Genomic DNA, 17,346 nt, shown 5'->3' on the forward strand with positions numbered 1-17,346 from the left:
TAAAAAAGCAAATCAATCGACCGAAACGAGGTGAGCTTATTGCTCGCCTCGCCACATTGGCGTCATTGCGCATTCGCCTAGCTCACCAGAGATCCACATTTCGCCATCTTGAATAGTGACGTTCAATTGCATAGATCGAGTACAGATCTTCGCCAACGCCTCAACTTGAGATTCGCGGAACTGCAAGACTCGCATGTTATCAAAACGACTATTTTTGCCTTTGTTTTGTTCCCACCAAATATCGGACTTATCGTTGTAATTAACGACGATCACTTTCTGAGCTCGACCACAAGCTTTGCGTAAACGCTTCTCGTCAGGCTGACCCAATTCTACCCAAAGCAAAATTTCGTCAGAGTAATTTTTCTGCCAAAGATCTGGTTCGTCTTCGGTACTAATGCCTTTGCTGAAACTTAATTGCTCGCCGCCTTCTTTCTCGTCAGCCAATAAAGCAAACGCCGCTAAACGCACCATCATGCGTTCTTCAGTTTCAGAAGGATGTAATGCCAATGTCAATTCATAACTTTGGTAATGGTTTCGATCCATATCGGACACTTGAACCGATGCTTTATAAATTGTTGCTTTCGTCGCCATGGGGTCACTTACTACATTATTAACTACAAAAAAGGACAAGAAAATCGCGACGAATTGTACAGCAAAAAACACCGACAATACCGCTACAAACAAACTGTTTTTTTCACATCATGAAGGCATTGGTAATGTAAAAAAAATAAAAGATATATCAATATAAATGATTGACATAAGTCACAAAAAAAGGCTCAATAAAAAAGCTCTAAAAAGAGCAAAAATTACACAATGCATAACGCAACCAATAGAACACAAAGTTAAGGAGAAGCAAGATGACTACATATACGCTAAATCATTCTACTTCCCCTATGGCTATTCGCATTAATAATCGAGTACGTAAAACTTTGTCCACGCGTTCAATGCCTGTGTAATACACCATTGACCGCGGAATTTACGCGGTCACCTCTGTAAGAAATCACCCCGTAAGTTCCGCCAAAACTATTATTTTGGAGAAAACTTATGAGTATCATCGCCCTATTCAACGCCGCTAAAGAATATTTTGAAGCTCGTCGCACCAATCAATTGTTTCGTCAGCTTGATGACCATTACTTAAAAGATATTGGTTTCTACCGCGATAACGGACACATTCGTCCATTAGCTGGTAACAAAGACTTAGAAAGTGATCTGAAAGGAAAAGCTCAAATACCACCAGGAGAACAACCGAGCGACGGATGACCAGACCGTCACCTTAGATGGCTCTAAGGTGACGGTAAAACACTAGGCCGGATGGCCACGACGCCTTTCATTATTAAGTAGTGAAAGGCGTTTTTTATTAACTAACATTATCTATTAGGCATAGAACTACTAGACATAGAACTATTAGAAGTAGAACTAATAGATAGAGCTATCAAAAACGAAGTTATTCACCACGCTCTAATTGACGCACCACACTCGTTACAACACCAAATACTTCTAAACTAGATACTTCATTTTCAACAACTGGCGTAACTTTTTTTGCAGCGTAAGCTTTGTTCTTAGGACGAAGCAGCACGTCTGGTTTTAGTTCCAACGTCATTACCGCCATCTTTCCATGTTCAAATGCAATCACAATGTCTCCATGACGCGCAGTTAATGATCGGTCCACAACCAGTACATCACCTGTTTGAATATCTTCTCTTTCCATCGGCTCACCTTGAGCACGCACAAAAAAAGTTGCTGTAGGATTAGGAATACACAAAGCATTCAGATCCACAGACTTGTCTTCAGGCTGCTTACTGAGATCCGAAGGTTTCACTGGCTCAGAATAAAGTGGAATTCGAACACTGTTTGCCGCAATGAAAGCAGCCGACTCAGAAGTACCAAGATAAGAAACGCGCATAGTAAAAACACCCAAACTGTATATTCGTACAGTATGTTTTAAAGCACGCGAATAAACTAGCAAATTTTTGTAAAGACGAGAGATTAATCTCCTATAACAAACATCAAACTAGAGCTCATGATCCCTAAGCAAATCACTTTCACTGACCTCCCCTGCCGTCGCCAACGAGATACGCCGTATGTATTTCGCAGGTGAACGCTTATGGATATGTAACCAATTCCAGACATGCGCTTGTTTAACTCCTAAAATTTGCGCGAGTGCAGTTTGGCTTCCTACAATTTCGACTGCTTTTGCAATGGCTGACATATAACCTCCTTAACAACCTTTACTGTATTTGATGACAGTTTTTATTGTTTGTCAAATACAGATAAAGTTGTAATTATTCGCTTATGACTATTGCAGAACGCGTTAAACAAAAAAGAACAGACCTAAGACTGACCCAAGCCGAGTTAGCGAAGCTCGTTGGCATATCCCAACAGTCGCTGCAAAAAATTGAAGACGGCAGAACACAAAATCCACGTAGGCTACTCAATTTAGCCAAGGCATTACATTGTGATGCAGAATGGTTATTACTGGGAACAGCCAGTGAAGTAAGAGAAAGTGCTTCTAGCTACACCAATAACAACAGCTCTTCACAATCCTTAAAAACTAATTTAAGACCTATAATTACAACGCAACAAGCAGCTCAATGGCCGAATATTGCTGAATTAGACGAAAGAAAATTTGACTGGATAGAAACACCAGAATCCACATCGAAATCAGCATTTTGGCTAAATGTCATAGGAGACAGTATGATGTCACCTTCTGGCGCAAGCGTTCCCGAAGGTTACCTAATTCTGGTTGAACCTAGCTTAACAGCCAAGAATGGTGATTTGATCATCGCAAAAGTAGCAGACAGCAAAGACGTGACATTTAAAAAATTAGTCATCGACGCTGGCCGAACTTATCTAACACCACTCAACCCGAACTATAGACCAATTGAAGTCCCCAATGACCTAACAGTCATAGGTGTTGTCACCCAAGCCCGAATCTTGTTTTAGACCATTTACAACCCCCCTGCTTCATACTAACGTAACGTTTGGCCTATTAAACAAGAAAAGCACCTTAAGCTGTTGACACATTAACAACATAAATTGTATTTTAAAAGTGTCGACAACAACCAAAGGATAGGAATTATGCTAGTCATTACTCGACACCCCGGTGAAACCATTAATATCGGCGATGACACGGAAGTTACCGTATTGGGGGTACAAGGGACTCAAGTTCGCATCGGCATCAAAGCCCCGCAAAAAATAAGCGTTCATCGAGAAGAAATTTACAAACGTATTCAAGCAGAAAAACTACTGGAAACTTACAGTGAGCAGGTCAAAGAAAACCAACCCACTTAGAAAGTTTTGCCAAGAAGCTTAAACTCTCAACAAAAACCACATAAAAGCAACAAATACAAAAGAGCCCCAATGCAGTCTTACCAACTATTCGGGATCACGTTACATTAGGGCCCTTTTGGCTATTCGAATAAACCCACACTGTTAGACAAGAACATTATCAACATCATAAGTACCACCAAACAGCTCGAATATCTTACCATTCAAGTCATCCTTGCTTAGGATAAATAAAACCGATTTAGCAACATCTGCTCGCGGAATCGCCATTTCCTCTCTGCTATTTGGTCTTTTTATAGTGATTTTTCCTTGGCCTTCATCATTCGTTAAAGGGCCAGGACGAACAATAGTAAAAGGCACACCTGACGCCATCAAATATTGATCTGCCATATGCTTAGCAACCAAATAAGGCTTGATATCTGACTCTATTGCCTCAGGATCATCAGCACCAATACTGCTGACCATAATAAACTGCTTAACATTGGCTGCTTTTGCATAATCCACGGCTTTCTTAGCTGCCCATAAATCAATCAACAAGGTTTTATCAGCACCTGTTGAACCACCAGAGCCAGCAACAAAAATCACATTATCAATACCATCAAAAGCCTGACTAAAGTCACCTTCTAAATCTGCTTCGACAATTTCTAGATCACTGTCTTTTAAATCATCCAACTTAGATTTGTCTCGTACCAAAGCACGGGCATCCTCTTCCGTCTCAACAAGTGTCTTGGTTATCAATTGGCCAATTTGACCACTCGCACCTATAACAAGAGTTTTACTCATAACTTGCCTCCTTTTAACGTTTTAAACAGCGAAAAGCATAAACAAACACGTATCGCTTTAGAGTCTTAATTACCACTATAAGGACATGAGACAAGGATGAAACCCCAAACGGCCAGTTTGCATATTTACTGGATATTAGGTGTTTGTTTTAGGAAAAATGAAATTGGGAAGAAAAACACTGACACAAATGCATACTCATTTCTTAAGCTGACAATTGGCTCGCATCAGGATATTACATTCCAAAACCACCTGAGAAAACTGACAGCCACTTCTCACCGAACTAGAATGTATTTCCCTTGCTGATATTTCAGCGATACCTGAAGCCAATCAGCACATCGTAGCAGAGCGTTTAGAAGCGCTTCAGGATGAGTTAAGAAGAGCCTTACAAACAAGTCAGTGATCACGCATTCACTCAGAAAATCATTATTTGGTTAACATTTGATCACGTTATAAGTTTGACGATCTCGTCAAACTTATCTATAAATACGGCTGTAATATAATTTTACATTTTTAGGTGAAACCATGAATACCGTAGCAGAGTATAAGCCATCCACTCCGATGTCTTTATCTCGTCACAACAAGACTAAGCAAGCTAGCAAAGATGCTAAAGAAATGAAGCATTATGATATTGCTGGGCTTGAAAAAGCATCACGCGAAGGTCTTAAAGCCGCCACAAAAGACAAAACAACGCCTGGCTGGGTTCGCGTTATCTAATAAATGTCCTCTCAAATACAAGTCAGTGTTAGCTCTTTCCTTACTTATCACCCAGATATAAGCGACTTAGCCAAAGACTTTGCCCTGTATAAAGCAACAGGCATTCCGCCCCTTCATTTTGGCAGAGACGGTGACAATAACCGCCCCACGATTTGCAGAGAAGAGAATGTCTGGCACATACACCTAGCCCACCTACCTATTCACTTCACCAAATCCGTAATCAGCAAGCACGTACAAGCGACAAGTGTCTTATCTATTGCCCTGGCTATTTCGATGAAAATCATTATCTACTGATTGCTATTCTTGATCCGCCAGCCCACGAGAAACAAGAAGACATGCCTTTGATGGAACTGATTGGCCGCGAAGCCGAAGCCTTTAGAAGAGAAATCTAATCCTAGTACATACCGCCGATAATGCGATCAAAAGCGTGAAACTCCCCTTTTCTGTCCTTACATTCAACCAGCTCAAAATTAAGGGCGTTAATTTAACCAGTAAACACGATCTATCAATTAGAAGTCTGTGAAGCTACGTTGGGCGGTTTGGTACATGCGGACGGCTTGGTCTAGGCCGATGCAAAATTAACGGGATGAACATTCGTTAAATTTAGATACTGTTTGGCTTTCCAAAGATCGTAGGCATCTTGCATGGCCAGCCAACTCTCTGGTGTTCTACCAAGCGCTTTAGATAAACGCAATGCCATTTCAGGTGAGACAGCGCTCTGCCCTTTCAGTACACGACTTAACGTGGACGATGCGACATCCAATTGCTTGGCTAAAAAGCGGCAACTCAAACCCGCTGGCTCAAGATAAACATCGTAAATAAATTCGCCTGGGTGCGGCGGGTTGTGCATATTCATTAGTGATAATCCTCATAGTTGAGAATGTAAGCATTACCATCAATAAATTCGAAAGTAATACGCCAATTCCCGTTCACGGTAATAGACCAAATACCATCTCGATTGCCTTCCCCAAATTCGGTTATTTTCGATCTTTGAAGAATTTTACAATGGAGTCGATTGGCACCCAAAGTTTGGAGGTATGTTCTTCCCTTTGAAGGAAAATGAAGCCGCGATTCTGGTAAAATTTAACGAGATCATCGTCTTTGGCATCTACAAATAATCCAACAACTCCCATATTCTCGTTTATTAGCAAAGTTCGCCGCATTGCATCGATTACCATGATTTTGGCGATGCCCTGCCCTTGGTAACCTTCATCCACGCCCATCCTGGCTAACGTCACGCCTGGCAATGGGTTAGGGTATTTCTTGTACAGTTTATGAGGAACAGGAACTTTGACCTCAATATTACTGAGCGAGTAGAAGCCCGCAATGTCTGTTTCATCGTTCCCTTCCAGAACAAACGCCCTAGATAGGTTTCGTTTTGCCGCATTGTTCGCAGACTCTTTTAGAAATTTGTTAATTCGCTCATTGCCACAATCAAAGCGTTTTCGATTATGGCTTTCTTTCAAAGGTGACAGAGCCATTTTCATAATCCTTTAGCGCTTTGTAAGCATCATCAAGATGTTGAATCTCTGGCGGATTGTCTAATGCATCAAAAAATCGATCCGCTCCTTCCATCGACAATTTTAATAGTCTATTGCGCTCTACCACTTGTCTCGCCTTATCTAAGGCGGCGTCAATCATAAACTGAGACATTGAAGCACCGGATAATTCCGCCGCATGAATAATGATCTCTTGAACCTCTTTTGGCGCTCTGGCAACGAGCCGCACATTTTCTTGTACATGAGATATAGTCATCGCTTTCTCCTTGACCAACATATAATTCAGTCAAATTTTTGTATTTTCCTTGTAAAGCAGAAAAATACTGCTTGGTGCCATTATGACGCCACCCATAATTCAATGTCAATGTGTTGCCATAATGGCACCATAAACACTTAAACCACCTCACTCGCCACTACAGAACACCTGTACCCTGCTTTGCTGTCGCCTCGGGCGGTGACTTTGTCGATGGACCAGTTGCCTTTCATTTCGGGTGGGAAGGTGTCGTTTAGGGTGAGGATGCCTTCTGCGACGAGTTTGGTTGCCCGTATCTAGCCAAGAAGAGCGTCGAGTGTGACGCTGGAGCCTTGGCGTTGGCTTTTGATGAGGTCGTCTTGACAGGCTTGTTGGGCGGTGGTTGGGTTGTCGTTGCGTTTTAGGGCGATCCACAGAATGTTGGAAATGGTGTCGCCGTCGCGGCTACGGATGGTTGTCATTGGCGTACTCTTCTAGCTCTAGGGTGAAGGCGAGGACGAAGGCGGTGCCGTCGTCGATGATCTTGTCTTGCTTCTCTTGCAAGCGTTTGATCGTCCATTGGCCTAAGTTATTGCCGTAGCCATCAGCCAGCACCAACGGCGCTCGCTGGTTTTGTAAGGCGCGTAAAGCGTTGAGATTCGCCATGCCATCGCCTTGAAACCACGTCCCTGTGACCGTGATGTTTTCCAACTGTTGGCCCGTGTTTTGGCTCATGGGCTTTTGACCGTATCGCGCCACCGCGACCCAACCGCCGTCGCTAGTGCGCTGCAAACCCTCGTATGGCGTGCCTTCGCTGAGCGAAAACACAAAACCACCGAGCGACATCATCTGACGCATGATTACTCCTTAGATAAAAATGGAAGAACAGAAACGAAAAAGCCCATCGAGGGATGGGCTTGGGGGTGTTGTTTTGGGGTTTGAGAGGTTAATAGTTATTTAAAAACTGCTCCTAAATTAAAGAAATAGGAATCCACCTTATAACGCTAGGTTAATTTTCTGTTAGCAAACTCTTTCAACACTTCTAAAGCCTGACCCTCAAAAACGTACTGTGGTTTACATATAGATATTGGATCTCCTCGTTTCACTTTACTTTCTAACAATAAATCAGGTGAAGTATTACGTATAAAATCATATGAATAACTATAGTACTCTTTCAGTTTAAGCTCTAATAATTCTGCATTTCTGCCAAACACAAGCTGTGATGACTGAGAGAATTGAACATAATTACTAACTTTCATATAGGCTGAAATTTCATTTTCAAATAATGGATCAAAGTAAATCAACATGTCATTTGGCGACAGTGGCATCATGAATATTTTACCATTTATGGAAGCAGCACTTTCACCATTTGAAACTACATTATTGTTGTGCTCGAAGACCATAACAGGGTTATCACCAATAACGAACTCACAACTGCTATTTTTTAAAACTTTCATGGATAACTTACATAAAATATCTGTATATTGTTTCGTACTTTCTATTATTGAATGAAGAAACTTTGACTTAACGCCTTCTTCAAATAAGCTAACTCCATCAGTTATTTGTTTTTTAAAAGCAGAATCGAAAATTTCAATGCTCTCAAAATGAAATGGAACTCTAATTATTTGAGAAGAAATATATTTAATTAAGTTAATTTTATCTTCATCATTTAATTTTGAATCATACTCCTTAGAAATAATTTTTTTAATTACTTTCGGAGCTTTATCATCTATCACACTAAAAAATTTTTCTTCAAGAGAACCAGAACCATCTTCAAACTTATAGAAATGATTAATGCAAGCAACGTTTTTCAAATTTGTTTTTATAGGTTTTAAAGTTTTATCTTTATTTATAAAAAAAACTTGTTCCTTTTTTTTCCAACCCCAAATTTTTTTAGAATTCCTCGAGGAAGATAATGATGATTCTGACCAGACATATTAATTAATTCCTTTTAAATTTATAAAACCTTAAATTATTGAATTAAACATAAAATCAACGAAGGAATGGTGATTATTACTGTTAAAGTGCATATTTTATACAGTTTCGAACGCTGAATTCATATATCTTTAATACGCAATTTAGTTGTTTGGCAAGTTTTCTTGTACGCCACCAATATCTGATTGGAACAATTAAGTATTCAATATCACCTTCATCAAACTTAAAAATACTATACGTATTATGATTTTTAATGTAATGGCAACTCATTCCAATCTCATGTTCTTTATCACCTGCATATGGCAATGATCTAAATGTGATTCGCCACTCACGTTGATAATATGTTACATAATCTAAGTCATCTTGATTTTTATATGAATATTCTTGTAAAAAGTCAGTTACCTCCTGAAAGGCAGCAGTTTCATCTTCAGTAAAATCATATGGCTCACATGGCTCCTTCCATTCACGATCTTTTTCTAAATTTTCCATTCGAGCCAACAAATTACTAATTTGCTTTATTCTTTTGAAGTGAACCCCCGTTGTATAAAACACTGGATTGGCTCCATAGCCAATCATCTTTTTCTTATTGAAACCCACTCCGAATTTCCCAAATTTTGAACAATGCTCCTTGCCTTTATTAAGTGGTATGTCAGTGAAACACACCATGGCTGATTTTGGATTGTATTCACTATTTACATAATTAGGGCAATAGGTAAGGCGTAAAATTTTTTCTTCACAAATAGCTTTCAATGCAGAGAATGCACTATCGGCAGACTGGTTTCTTCCAGTCCAATGAACTAACTCATTACTAATGTAGCCTCTTGATTTCATTTTGTACCTAGTAGTTTGATCGTGCTTATGAGCGTTTAAAGATTCATTGATACTAAAAGATTTTAGCTATTTCGGGTCAGATGAAAAATTAATCTATTATAGTTTTCATCTGACCGTAAAATTAATCGCAGCTTCGACAAACTCATTCTCAAATGACTCTGAACTCATATTTAGAATTGATGCGCAAGTCGCTTTATAGATTTGCTTATTATTTGACTGTGCCTTGAGTAAGGCATAAATTCTAGGTTCTTTAGCCTCTATAACAATCTCCCATATTAATGAAGATGTACTATTTGACTTTTCTATCCAATTCTCTCTAAGAACCGGCTCAAAGCTATTCAGCTTATCGAGCTCTTCCGTGGAGAATTTATTGTCGTAATGAATCTGTAATTTCATAATTTGAACTTCATATATTAATTTAGTCTGTTTGGGTTAAATGAAAAGCTATTCTTTTTATTCACCTGACCCCAAACTTAAAGTTCCCAACCAAGTATATCGTGATGACGAGATATGTATTCTGGTAAAGGACGTTGGTTTAGTCTGAATGGTAAGCGCATTTTTTGACCGTGAAGTTTCGAAGTAAGAGCACTATCAAGCTCTGAATATGCTCCATCCTCCTGTCTTGAATCATAAAATACTATTTCATGGTTTGTTGAAATAGTAATAAATCCTTGATCAAACAGTTTATGATGAAAGCTATTCAGTAGAATGCCATTCCTTACATCTAAACGCTCAGAGTCAGATGCCGCATGCCAAGGAACAATATGGCAAGCTTCTAGGCCACAGAGAAAAGAAAGCCCAGTAAATGCGCATTCGTGCTTATATGCTTTGCGAAGTGCGTCACGAAATATTTGCTGTTTTATACCACGAGACTTTACAAGTCTGTATATTTCCTCGGATGATTCAGGTTCTTGCAATAAAGACGAGATTAGTGATTCATAAGAATTCCCGAATTGAGAAAATTCAAATGGGTTTGTAATAGATAGCCAATCTTTCGACCAGACTTCTTCAAGCCCTTGTTGGAAATTATTTAGGTTATGTGCAATAAAACCAGTTCCTGGTAGACCAGAACTATTAACTACGAGAATAGTTAATGGTGGTAGCTTTTCTTCAAGACAGTAATCTTGAATTACTGACAACACATAACGAACAGCCCTATGATGAACATCTATAGCAGCTCCAAGCTCTCCATATGTGATGGTTTTTCGATTTCTAGCCACCTGAATCAATACTGGCCAAGCTCGGAACGCACGCTCCACTTGATTAATAGCCATTATCTGTACCTCCGTGAAATATAAAGACTAGGATTACACATTTCCGTTTTAAATAGATGATTATAATTGATCTAAACCTATCCCTTTACCCCATGAAAAACAACAACTAAAGCCCACATCGGGGCTTTAGTTGCTTGTCGCTTAGAAGTCTACAAAGTTGCGTTGGGCGAAGTCTTTGACGCGGGTGATGTTGTCGTTTACCCAGTCGGGTGTTTGTAGTCGTGCTACTTGTTGTTGGTACATGCGGACGGCTTGTATTAGGTCGATGAGTTCTTTTGATGGAATGACGACGGGGTCGCTTTGTATCTGCATGGATTTGACGATGTTGTTGAGCAGTTGGTACTTGTCGGTTTCCGCTAGTGCTAGGTTGTCTGTGGTGGCGGGAAGTTGTTTTTGCTCGTTGAGCTGTTTTTCCATTTGGTTGAAGGCGTTGATGTAGGCTTCTTTGAATTGGGCGGCTTTGGTCCGGTGAAGCCCATGGCCAAGAAGACGAAGCCGTCGCGGGTGATGCGATATGCTCTTTCTTGGCGAGTTGCGCCCTTGCCAACTTCCACATCAATTATCATCGGCTCAAAATTGAGCGCATGAAAATCTGCGCTGCATTCAAGGCTTTCTATTTCACGAAGTACGTTCTTATGATGCTTACCAAAATGCTTGGCAATGTCAGTCGAGGTGGTGCTGATTTGGTTGTTGATGATTTGTACAACAGGTGCTTCATTGCTTGAGATAATGTCCGTAGCCATGTCTGGCCTCCTTGTGTTTATTTCGAATTTCACCCTTTTTCGAAGAAGGGTGTCGGGAGGTTCGAAACCTGCACAAGTTCAGGCGGAGTTATTTCCCTTGCGGGTATTTTATTCCTCGCCCTCCCGACGCAATAATGCGCCTTTGTAACTGCATAAATTGCAGACACAAAAAAACCAACGCTTACGGGGTTGGGGCTTTCCGACTTGTGCAAAGAGGTTTCGACGCCTCAAGAACAATGTTAGATCAGGATGCAGGCGGGGTCAATATTCCATGAAAATTTGTAATACTTTTACTGTGCTAAGCCACATGAACAACACATAAGATATTCATCACTAATTACATTACCTTTGCATGATACATCACTACAAGCTTGTCTCGTTATGGCGTAATTGGTACCACAGACAAAGCAATATAGCTCTGTTGAGGTTGGAGCATTAGGGTTTAAAAGCGCGTGTTTTGGCTCAATTTCATTAAATTTTTCACATTGATAAGCGCATTCAGGGCAAATATAATTTCTTTGGCGTTTATCAACTGCGAAAAACTGTGTTACCTGAGAGCGGGTAAGCAATGAAAAAACAAGATAAAACTCCCAAGCTACTTGTGCTTCCACTCCCTCTGATGTGAATAGTAATGATTCTGGAGATTCTATCAAAAAATCATTTCTTGTATTAACCCAGTATTCACTTGGAAATAATGTTTCATGCATTTCAAGTATTTTGACAACAACCTCCAGTGCAGAAATTTTTAATGTATTGTCTACCGTATGCATAACTTGATTTCTAAGTTTTCTTAGAACATTAAATTTATCAACGAAATCCTGACTGAGCTGATCTTCTGAAAAAAGATTATAAACCTTAATTAAATCTTGCGCATCAATCGTCCGAAATTCAGAAAAACTAACACCTATTGTAGTATTATTTTTTGGCCAATCTGAAGGGGAACCAGATATAAGTAAATAGGGACTAATCTCAATTATCTTACCTTTCAATATAAGTTCAACACCTTGCTGAGCTATAGCTATAGCAGTTTGAATTCTTTGCTTTGCTGATTCCCAGAATTCGTGTTCGTCCTCCTTAACATCTGCATAATATTCACCAGCGCCATCAAACAGTTTTATAAATGAGATTGCTATATCCCAAGAAAAATCAAACTGAGCTTTTCCAGCACTAACAAAGTCTTCTGAACTAGGAATATCAACTATCAATATGTAAGCCCTATTTAGTGTTTAATAATTCTATCTTTAGCATCGAAACCTTGAAGTTCCTTTACCATATCACTTGTATTCTTAGCAGATAAACTATCTAGCTTTGTGTTAAGTGTTTCTAGAAGGTAATCATTTGAAAGCTCAAATTCATCAAATATTGTGTACCAATCTTTAACATAGCACTTCATTTTATCATCATGTGAAACCAAACCAAATTCAGCTTTATCTTTAAGACCATTCATTCTTTGTTTAATTTGAAAGTCATCTTTCGAAATTTTTCTACCTATTAAGATTATTTCAAAAACCATTTTCGAACTACCAAAGGCAGGATGTTTTGAAATTATTTCACAATAATCATCTATCTGACTCAGATGCTTTTTATTTAAAGATATGCTTGGCCTTTTAATCTCAATGATTATACATTTAAAAATTTGACGTCCATCTCCATTAAAAGCAGGAACTTTACGAGCAAGAAATAAATCAACCTGTCGATTTACACCTTCAACATTTAACCCCTCTTCAATGTCAGATTCAGATATTTTATCTATTTCTTTCACCTCATCTCTGAGTTTTTTTGAGATTACAGTAAATGTATCTTCTTCTGCACCCAGAGTTGCGTATTGAGGCCCAAATAACCAAGTATTATTTTCTATGATTTTTTGGAGATCTGGCGTTTCAAGTATCTCAGAAAAACGATTATCCATTATATCTCTTAGTTGATGAATCGTTTGATGTCGCCTTTGTAAAGACTCGATAGTACTAACGATATTTTCTAATGTTGTACTTTTAAGCTGATTTGCCAAACGGTTAACGTTTTCTGAACTTAAATCTAATACACCTTCTAAAACATCAAAAAGCGTATCATTTTCATTAGAAACTAAAATCTTATCTAAAAGCCTAATAAGAATTTTAGTTGTCTTCGGATTAACCTTATTAAATATTTGCGGGTCAGAAAGATACATATCTTTAACAAATTTTTTTGTATTCTCTTTCCTCCACCCTGCATAGTTACTATCCAAACCTTTATAAGTAGGAAAATAACCTTCCTTATCAAAACGATCTATCTCATCATTTACAAAAGATCTAAGGTAATCTTTATATATAACACGTTGATAATCAGTCATTTCTTGAAATAATTTTTTAACTATTTTCTTTGATTCATAGTATGTAGGGTCAATTTCCAAAGCTTCAGAATCATAATTATCTAACCAATCAGAAAAAGCAAATGCACTAGTATAAAAAGTAACTTTATTATTTGATCTACTTAAACCTTTCTCGATAACTCTATTTAAACTAGTGACTAAATAATTATATGATTTTTCGGAGCTTGGCTTATCATTCCATCTAATCACTTTTATAGTAAAATCAATGCCACTTATTGCTACATTCTTTTCATGAAGATCGTGTTCTGGAATATAAATTTCCTTTCCATTAAGAGTCACTTTACGATCAGCATTTAAAGCAAGAAACCAACCAAATTCCTTACTAAGAACATTCATTAAAACATCATCATTAGGGAATTTATTTACAGTAAAATCCGTAAGAACAACACAAGTCCCAGAGCCAATTTTTATTAAAGATTTATGCTGCTCATCATCTGATAAGTAATCACCTTCATAATCACGTATGGCTCTTGTATTAACATCTATCCTAGCATTATAGTCAGCTTTTTTTGTATACCAACTAGCTGAAGTACACATCCGATGAAATGATAGACGCCCCTTTCCATGGGAACCATGCTTATCATCATTATTCTTTTTGGTTGACTCATTAAACTTTTCAAAACTATTCTTTAGGCTATTAAGATCAATACCATCACCATTATCAAAAACCTCTACAGTCTCTAATCCATCCATATTATTGAATATAGTTTTGATATCTACACTTTGAGCATTTGCATCAAAACCATTCCACACATACTCAAAAATAGCGTTGGCTGGTTCAAAGTTTTTAAAGTGTTTCTTTACACCTTCATCAGTTATTTCAGCGGTGCCTTTAAATTTATTCAATTCAACTTCCTTTTCAAATGATTATATTTAAATATTTCACTAGCACTAACTTGTAAATCAAGTTACGTATTTATACGTGAAATTTATCTACTAATCTTAAAACTCTTACCTCTTCAACACCAGAAAAACCTTACAAACCAATGACAGCTATCAAACCTAACTCTCCCTCCTTTCCTCCAAACTCCCATCGCCCAAGCCGCTACGTCCATGTTACCCATTATTCCTTGTGCCTATGGTTTCAAGGAGGAACGATTCGTTCCCTCCCTTGATACCTTACGGCTGCACGCGCGCCTTATAAGACTTTATAGGGGTCTGCATTTCACCGACCCCCATTTACCACGACACAAGAGACTTAGGGGCGCCCTGTTTCAGGGCTCCCTTCCACTAAGAAAGAGCTGACCTGATCTACCAAAACGGTAGGTCAGCTTATCGCGGCATAAGCAACTTAGACATTAACTCGTTCGCTTATCCGTCAAGCTCCCATCGGCCCTTGTGGCGACGTCCATATTGCCCATCATGCCCTGTGCAAATTCGGCTTTGAGTCTTTCTATCACTTGGTCGCTGAGTTGTTGGTCGTAACTTGGGTTGCCTGTTGGTGTTAGGTGGATGGTTGGCGCGAAGGTCATGCTTTTGTTGTTGTTTTGTAGCTGTTGGCTTTGCTTTGCGATGGCGTCTGGTGCGGGTTGGTCGGTTTTGTCGTCTTCAAACCATCCGCCAATTTTGCCGCCTATCCATTCGCCCAAGCTCTCCCCTACAAAACCGCCACCCATACCGCCTGCGATAGAGCCGACAATGTCCCCAATGGCGGTACCTATAATGGGCACGACGGAACCAATGGCCGCGCCACCCAAGCCCCTGCCATGTCGCCTGCGGTCGCGTCTTTTCGCCTGCCGCCAGCGAGTTAGACATATTTGGCCAGACGAAAGCATCCGCTTAGCCGGGAAGGTCTTGTCTTACGCTACCAACTAAGGCGTTAAAGCACTTTCTTCGTTATTAAGCACCGCTTTTCCGCCTTAAAAACTGTTCACGGACGCGCATGGCAAGCTGTACATCAAAGTTAAGATGATGAAATTGGATATCCGCCGTGAGGGCGTTAAGGATATGAGATGCCGTTTTCAGTGTGCCTATATCCTTCATGGCGTTGTCTATTAGCTCCAAGGTAGTAACAAGCTGTTGGCAGTTTGGTGTCTCTTGCAAACCGGCACGGTAAAACTCACGAATAGTCGATGAGCATTCGCTACTTAATCTTGATAAGGCTTTAGCTGTACGTAATATATTTGGATCAGCCTGAATGCCCAAAAGCAGCTCGCTCACGGTCTTCTTTCCTGCAAACACAAAAAAAGCACCTTTTCTAATGATTGACTAGGCTTAACGCGAATAAAGCTTGGCATCGTATTTCAATACGCCACGAGTTAGCTTTTCTATTCTCAGAGCTTGCTTCTCTGGAATCACTGCCCCCCATTGAGAAACAGAGCTTCGAGTAATGTTTAATGACTGCGCTAAACGCCGCTGACTCCCAAAGTGTTTAATCACTTTTTCCTTATACATAACCAATCCTTACGAAAAACCACCAAAAGTTCACTTTTATAAACACTACAAGTAAATAAAAATAAACTCAAGATAGTTTAGTATTCTTAACATGGATATTTCAGATAGAATCAGACAAAAAATGACGGAGCAAAATCTAAAAGCCGTCGACATAGCGAGAATGACGGGTGCGACTAAAGGGTCTGTCAGTCAATGGCTCAACGGTATTTCTTCGCCTGGCGGAAAGTACATTGTATCTCTCACAAAGGCGCTACATTGTGATGCAAACTGGTTATTTTCAGGCATCACCGCTACACCAAGAAATGCACATACGTTGAACCTCTCACACGAGAACACTCAATCAACCACTAAACTGATACCCGTTATTAGCCATGAAATGGCTTTTACATGGGATAATGACAGTAATCATTCGTCTTTAGGGAAAGACGTACTATGGGAGCATGGTCCATCTACTGTAAGCCAGCAAGCATTTTGGCTAGAAGTGGTTGGTGACAGCATGATCTCACCTAATGGTCCAAGTATTGGTGAAGGCCATTTGATTTTAGTAGATCCACAACTTCCTACTAAGAACGATTGTTTTGTCGTAGCAAAATTCAACAATACCCGTGACATCACTTTCAAAAAACTGGTGATTGATGCCAGACAAACGTATTTAAAACCATTAAACCCAGATTATCGCCCTACTGAGTTTAATAATGAATGCCAAATTATTGGCGTCGTTGTAGAAGCCAAATACCTCTTTTAGCGGGCAGTCAGCCCGCTTAATTTCACGTCTCCAGTATTTATGTTTTTGTCTATTTCAATCGCAGTATATTTTTATTGACAAAATTTAGTATATTTTACTAAACTTTATATTTGTAAAAATAAACTATGTAAGGATATATAACGTGCTAATTCTGACTCGACGCTCTAATGAAACCATCAATATCGGCGATAACATTCAAATAACCGTTTTAGGCATAAAAGGCGGACAAGTCCGAATCGGTGTAACAGCACCCAAAGACGTGACGGTACATCGCGAGGAAATTTATAAACGCATTGCGGCAGAAAAACAAAGAGTAGAACCTGAATCTTATTGGCCTTGATGACATTACTAAATAGAAACATGGCTAACCTAGGAAAATACAAAGAAGCAAAAATGCCGCCATTCGGCTAAGGCAGTTTCGCCTTTTCGGGTGCCATGGAGTAATTGCGTCATGAAGAAAACTCACTTTGCCTTGGCTTGTTTATTGATGGCGGCGAGTTTGATGTCACTTTTGCTCTATTAACCTCAATGTTTCCCTCAGAC

Annotated in this window: 27 protein-coding genes and 1 pseudogene; 7 read left to right on the forward strand and 21 right to left on the reverse strand. The window is 39.4% G+C overall.

The annotated features are described in order from the left end of the window. Nucleotides 1-36: 36 nt before the first annotated feature. Nucleotides 37-591 carry a YaeQ family protein gene (locus tag TY87_RS17005; RefSeq protein ID WP_012070169.1) on the reverse strand — a complete coding sequence of 185 codons (555 nt, stop codon included), beginning with the start codon at nt 589-591 and terminating at the stop codon, nt 37-39. 453 nt (nt 592-1,044) lie between these two features. Between TY87_RS17005 and TY87_RS17010 the strand changes: the two genes are divergently transcribed. Then, on the forward strand, nt 1,045-1,260 hold the full coding sequence (locus TY87_RS17010) for a DUF1127 domain-containing protein (protein ID WP_100187990.1): 216 nt from the start codon (nt 1,045-1,047) through the stop codon (nt 1,258-1,260). A 184-nt stretch (nt 1,261-1,444) separates the two neighbouring features. Here TY87_RS17010 and TY87_RS17015 read toward each other — a convergent pair whose 3' ends face one another. Both TY87_RS17015 and TY87_RS17020 read right to left on the reverse strand, forming a co-directional pair. Further along, nucleotides 1,445-1,903 (reverse strand): S24 family peptidase, encoded by a 459-nt coding sequence (locus TY87_RS17015; RefSeq protein ID WP_072839777.1) that lies wholly within the window; start codon nt 1,901-1,903, stop codon nt 1,445-1,447. 108 nt (nt 1,904-2,011) lie between these two features. After that, the gene (locus TY87_RS17020) at nt 2,012-2,209 is read right to left on the reverse strand and encodes a helix-turn-helix domain-containing protein (protein WP_100187991.1); all 198 of its coding nucleotides are present in this window, start codon (nt 2,207-2,209) and stop codon (nt 2,012-2,014) included. A gap of 83 nt (nt 2,210-2,292) precedes the next feature. On the opposite strand from TY87_RS17020, the gene TY87_RS17025 reads away from it, so the two are divergent. Both TY87_RS17025 and csrA (TY87_RS17030) read left to right on the forward strand, forming a co-directional pair. Then, the gene (locus TY87_RS17025; RefSeq protein ID WP_100187992.1) at nt 2,293-2,943 is read left to right on the forward strand and encodes a LexA family protein; all 651 of its coding nucleotides are present in this window, start codon (nt 2,293-2,295) and stop codon (nt 2,941-2,943) included. A gap of 135 nt (nt 2,944-3,078) precedes the next feature. Beyond that, nucleotides 3,079-3,291, forward strand: a complete 213-nt coding sequence (gene csrA, locus TY87_RS17030) for a carbon storage regulator CsrA (protein WP_012070172.1) — start codon at nt 3,079-3,081, stop codon at nt 3,289-3,291. 141 nt (nt 3,292-3,432) lie between these two features. On the opposite strand, the gene TY87_RS17035 is transcribed toward csrA (TY87_RS17030), so the two are convergent. Then, nucleotides 3,433-4,068, reverse strand: coding sequence for an SDR family oxidoreductase (locus TY87_RS17035; RefSeq protein ID WP_100187993.1), 636 nt, complete (start codon nt 4,066-4,068; stop codon nt 3,433-3,435). A gap of 522 nt (nt 4,069-4,590) precedes the next feature. Here TY87_RS17035 and TY87_RS17040 point away from each other — a divergent pair. Both TY87_RS17040 and TY87_RS23015 read left to right on the forward strand, forming a co-directional pair. Beyond that, complete coding sequence (locus tag TY87_RS17040) at nt 4,591-4,782, forward strand: hypothetical protein (protein ID WP_100187994.1); 192 nt, start codon at nt 4,591-4,593, stop codon at nt 4,780-4,782. 3 nt (nt 4,783-4,785) lie between these two features. After that, nucleotides 4,786-5,174: pseudogene (locus tag TY87_RS23015) on the forward strand (type II toxin-antitoxin system YafO family toxin). A gap of 170 nt (nt 5,175-5,344) precedes the next feature. Here the strand turns inward: TY87_RS23015 and TY87_RS17050 are convergent. From TY87_RS17050 to TY87_RS17125, 17 genes are all read right to left on the reverse strand, one after another. After that, nucleotides 5,345-5,638 (reverse strand): HigA family addiction module antitoxin, encoded by a 294-nt coding sequence (locus TY87_RS17050; protein WP_100187996.1) that lies wholly within the window; start codon nt 5,636-5,638, stop codon nt 5,345-5,347. After that, nucleotides 5,638-5,808 (reverse strand): type II toxin-antitoxin system RelE/ParE family toxin, encoded by a 171-nt coding sequence (locus TY87_RS22935; protein ID WP_269777518.1) that lies wholly within the window; start codon nt 5,806-5,808, stop codon nt 5,638-5,640. Before TY87_RS22935 ends, TY87_RS17050 begins: the two co-directional genes overlap by 1 nt. Then, complete coding sequence (locus TY87_RS17060; protein ID WP_157789912.1) at nt 5,760-6,263, reverse strand: GNAT family N-acetyltransferase; 504 nt, start codon at nt 6,261-6,263, stop codon at nt 5,760-5,762. The genes TY87_RS22935 and TY87_RS17060 overlap by 49 nt, the downstream gene beginning before the upstream one ends. Then, entirely contained in the window at nt 6,232-6,537 is a 306-nt protein-coding gene (locus TY87_RS17065; RefSeq protein ID WP_157789913.1) for a type II toxin-antitoxin system TacA family antitoxin, read from the reverse strand. The genes TY87_RS17060 and TY87_RS17065 overlap by 32 nt, the downstream gene beginning before the upstream one ends. Before the next feature lie 293 nt (nt 6,538-6,830). Next, nucleotides 6,831-6,995, reverse strand: a complete 165-nt coding sequence (locus TY87_RS22800) for a hypothetical protein (protein WP_232617174.1) — start codon at nt 6,993-6,995, stop codon at nt 6,831-6,833. Further along, nucleotides 6,979-7,371 carry a phage tail protein gene (locus TY87_RS17075; RefSeq protein WP_024022801.1) on the reverse strand — a complete coding sequence of 131 codons (393 nt, stop codon included), beginning with the start codon at nt 7,369-7,371 and terminating at the stop codon, nt 6,979-6,981. The genes TY87_RS22800 and TY87_RS17075 overlap by 17 nt, the downstream gene beginning before the upstream one ends. A 146-nt stretch (nt 7,372-7,517) precedes the next feature. Beyond that, the gene (locus TY87_RS17080) at nt 7,518-8,402 is read right to left on the reverse strand and encodes a DUF4238 domain-containing protein (protein ID WP_100188000.1); all 885 of its coding nucleotides are present in this window, start codon (nt 8,400-8,402) and stop codon (nt 7,518-7,520) included. 130 nt (nt 8,403-8,532) lie between these two features. Then, nucleotides 8,533-9,279: an abortive infection system antitoxin AbiGi family protein gene (locus TY87_RS17085; protein WP_100188001.1), complete on the reverse strand. Its 747-nt coding sequence runs from the start codon at nt 9,277-9,279 to the stop codon at nt 8,533-8,535. A 105-nt stretch (nt 9,280-9,384) separates the two neighbouring features. Then, entirely contained in the window at nt 9,385-9,675 is a 291-nt protein-coding gene (locus TY87_RS17090) for a hypothetical protein (RefSeq protein WP_100188002.1), read from the reverse strand. Between the two features lie 77 nt (nt 9,676-9,752). Beyond that, complete coding sequence (locus TY87_RS17095; protein WP_100188003.1) at nt 9,753-10,553, reverse strand: HNH endonuclease; 801 nt, start codon at nt 10,551-10,553, stop codon at nt 9,753-9,755. 141 nt (nt 10,554-10,694) lie between these two features. Continuing rightward, nucleotides 10,695-10,865: a hypothetical protein gene (locus tag TY87_RS22805; RefSeq protein ID WP_232617175.1), complete on the reverse strand. Its 171-nt coding sequence runs from the start codon at nt 10,863-10,865 to the stop codon at nt 10,695-10,697. Nucleotides 10,866-10,915: 50 nt separating this feature from the next. After that, complete coding sequence (locus TY87_RS22810; protein ID WP_232617176.1) at nt 10,916-11,296, reverse strand: Rha family transcriptional regulator; 381 nt, start codon at nt 11,294-11,296, stop codon at nt 10,916-10,918. A 290-nt stretch (nt 11,297-11,586) separates the two neighbouring features. Further along, complete coding sequence (locus tag TY87_RS17105; RefSeq protein WP_100188004.1) at nt 11,587-12,501, reverse strand: hypothetical protein; 915 nt, start codon at nt 12,499-12,501, stop codon at nt 11,587-11,589. A gap of 14 nt (nt 12,502-12,515) precedes the next feature. After that, nucleotides 12,516-14,510, reverse strand: a complete 1,995-nt coding sequence (locus tag TY87_RS17110) for an ATP-binding protein (protein ID WP_100188005.1) — start codon at nt 14,508-14,510, stop codon at nt 12,516-12,518. 452 nt (nt 14,511-14,962) lie between these two features. Beyond that, nucleotides 14,963-15,439 (reverse strand): hypothetical protein, encoded by a 477-nt coding sequence (locus tag TY87_RS17115; RefSeq protein ID WP_157789914.1) that lies wholly within the window; start codon nt 15,437-15,439, stop codon nt 14,963-14,965. Between the two features lie 64 nt (nt 15,440-15,503). Further along, complete coding sequence (locus TY87_RS17120; protein ID WP_157789915.1) at nt 15,504-15,824, reverse strand: hypothetical protein; 321 nt, start codon at nt 15,822-15,824, stop codon at nt 15,504-15,506. Nucleotides 15,825-15,878: 54 nt separating this feature from the next. Continuing rightward, complete coding sequence (locus tag TY87_RS17125; protein WP_100188008.1) at nt 15,879-16,058, reverse strand: Cro/CI family transcriptional regulator; 180 nt, start codon at nt 16,056-16,058, stop codon at nt 15,879-15,881. A gap of 121 nt (nt 16,059-16,179) precedes the next feature. On the opposite strand from TY87_RS17125, the gene TY87_RS17130 reads away from it, so the two are divergent. Both TY87_RS17130 and csrA (TY87_RS17135) read left to right on the forward strand, forming a co-directional pair. Continuing rightward, a complete protein-coding gene (locus TY87_RS17130) occupies nt 16,180-16,803 on the forward strand; it encodes a LexA family protein (protein WP_198432125.1) in 624 nt (207 codons plus the stop codon). A gap of 142 nt (nt 16,804-16,945) precedes the next feature. Continuing rightward, complete coding sequence (csrA, locus tag TY87_RS17135) at nt 16,946-17,143, forward strand: carbon storage regulator CsrA (RefSeq protein ID WP_100188010.1); 198 nt, start codon at nt 16,946-16,948, stop codon at nt 17,141-17,143. The last annotated feature ends 203 nt before the right edge of the window (nt 17,144-17,346 follow it).

The organism is Marinomonas sp. BSi20584 (assembly GCF_002792415.1).
GTDB classification, from domain to species: domain Bacteria; phylum Pseudomonadota; class Gammaproteobacteria; order Pseudomonadales; family Marinomonadaceae; genus Marinomonas; species Marinomonas polaris.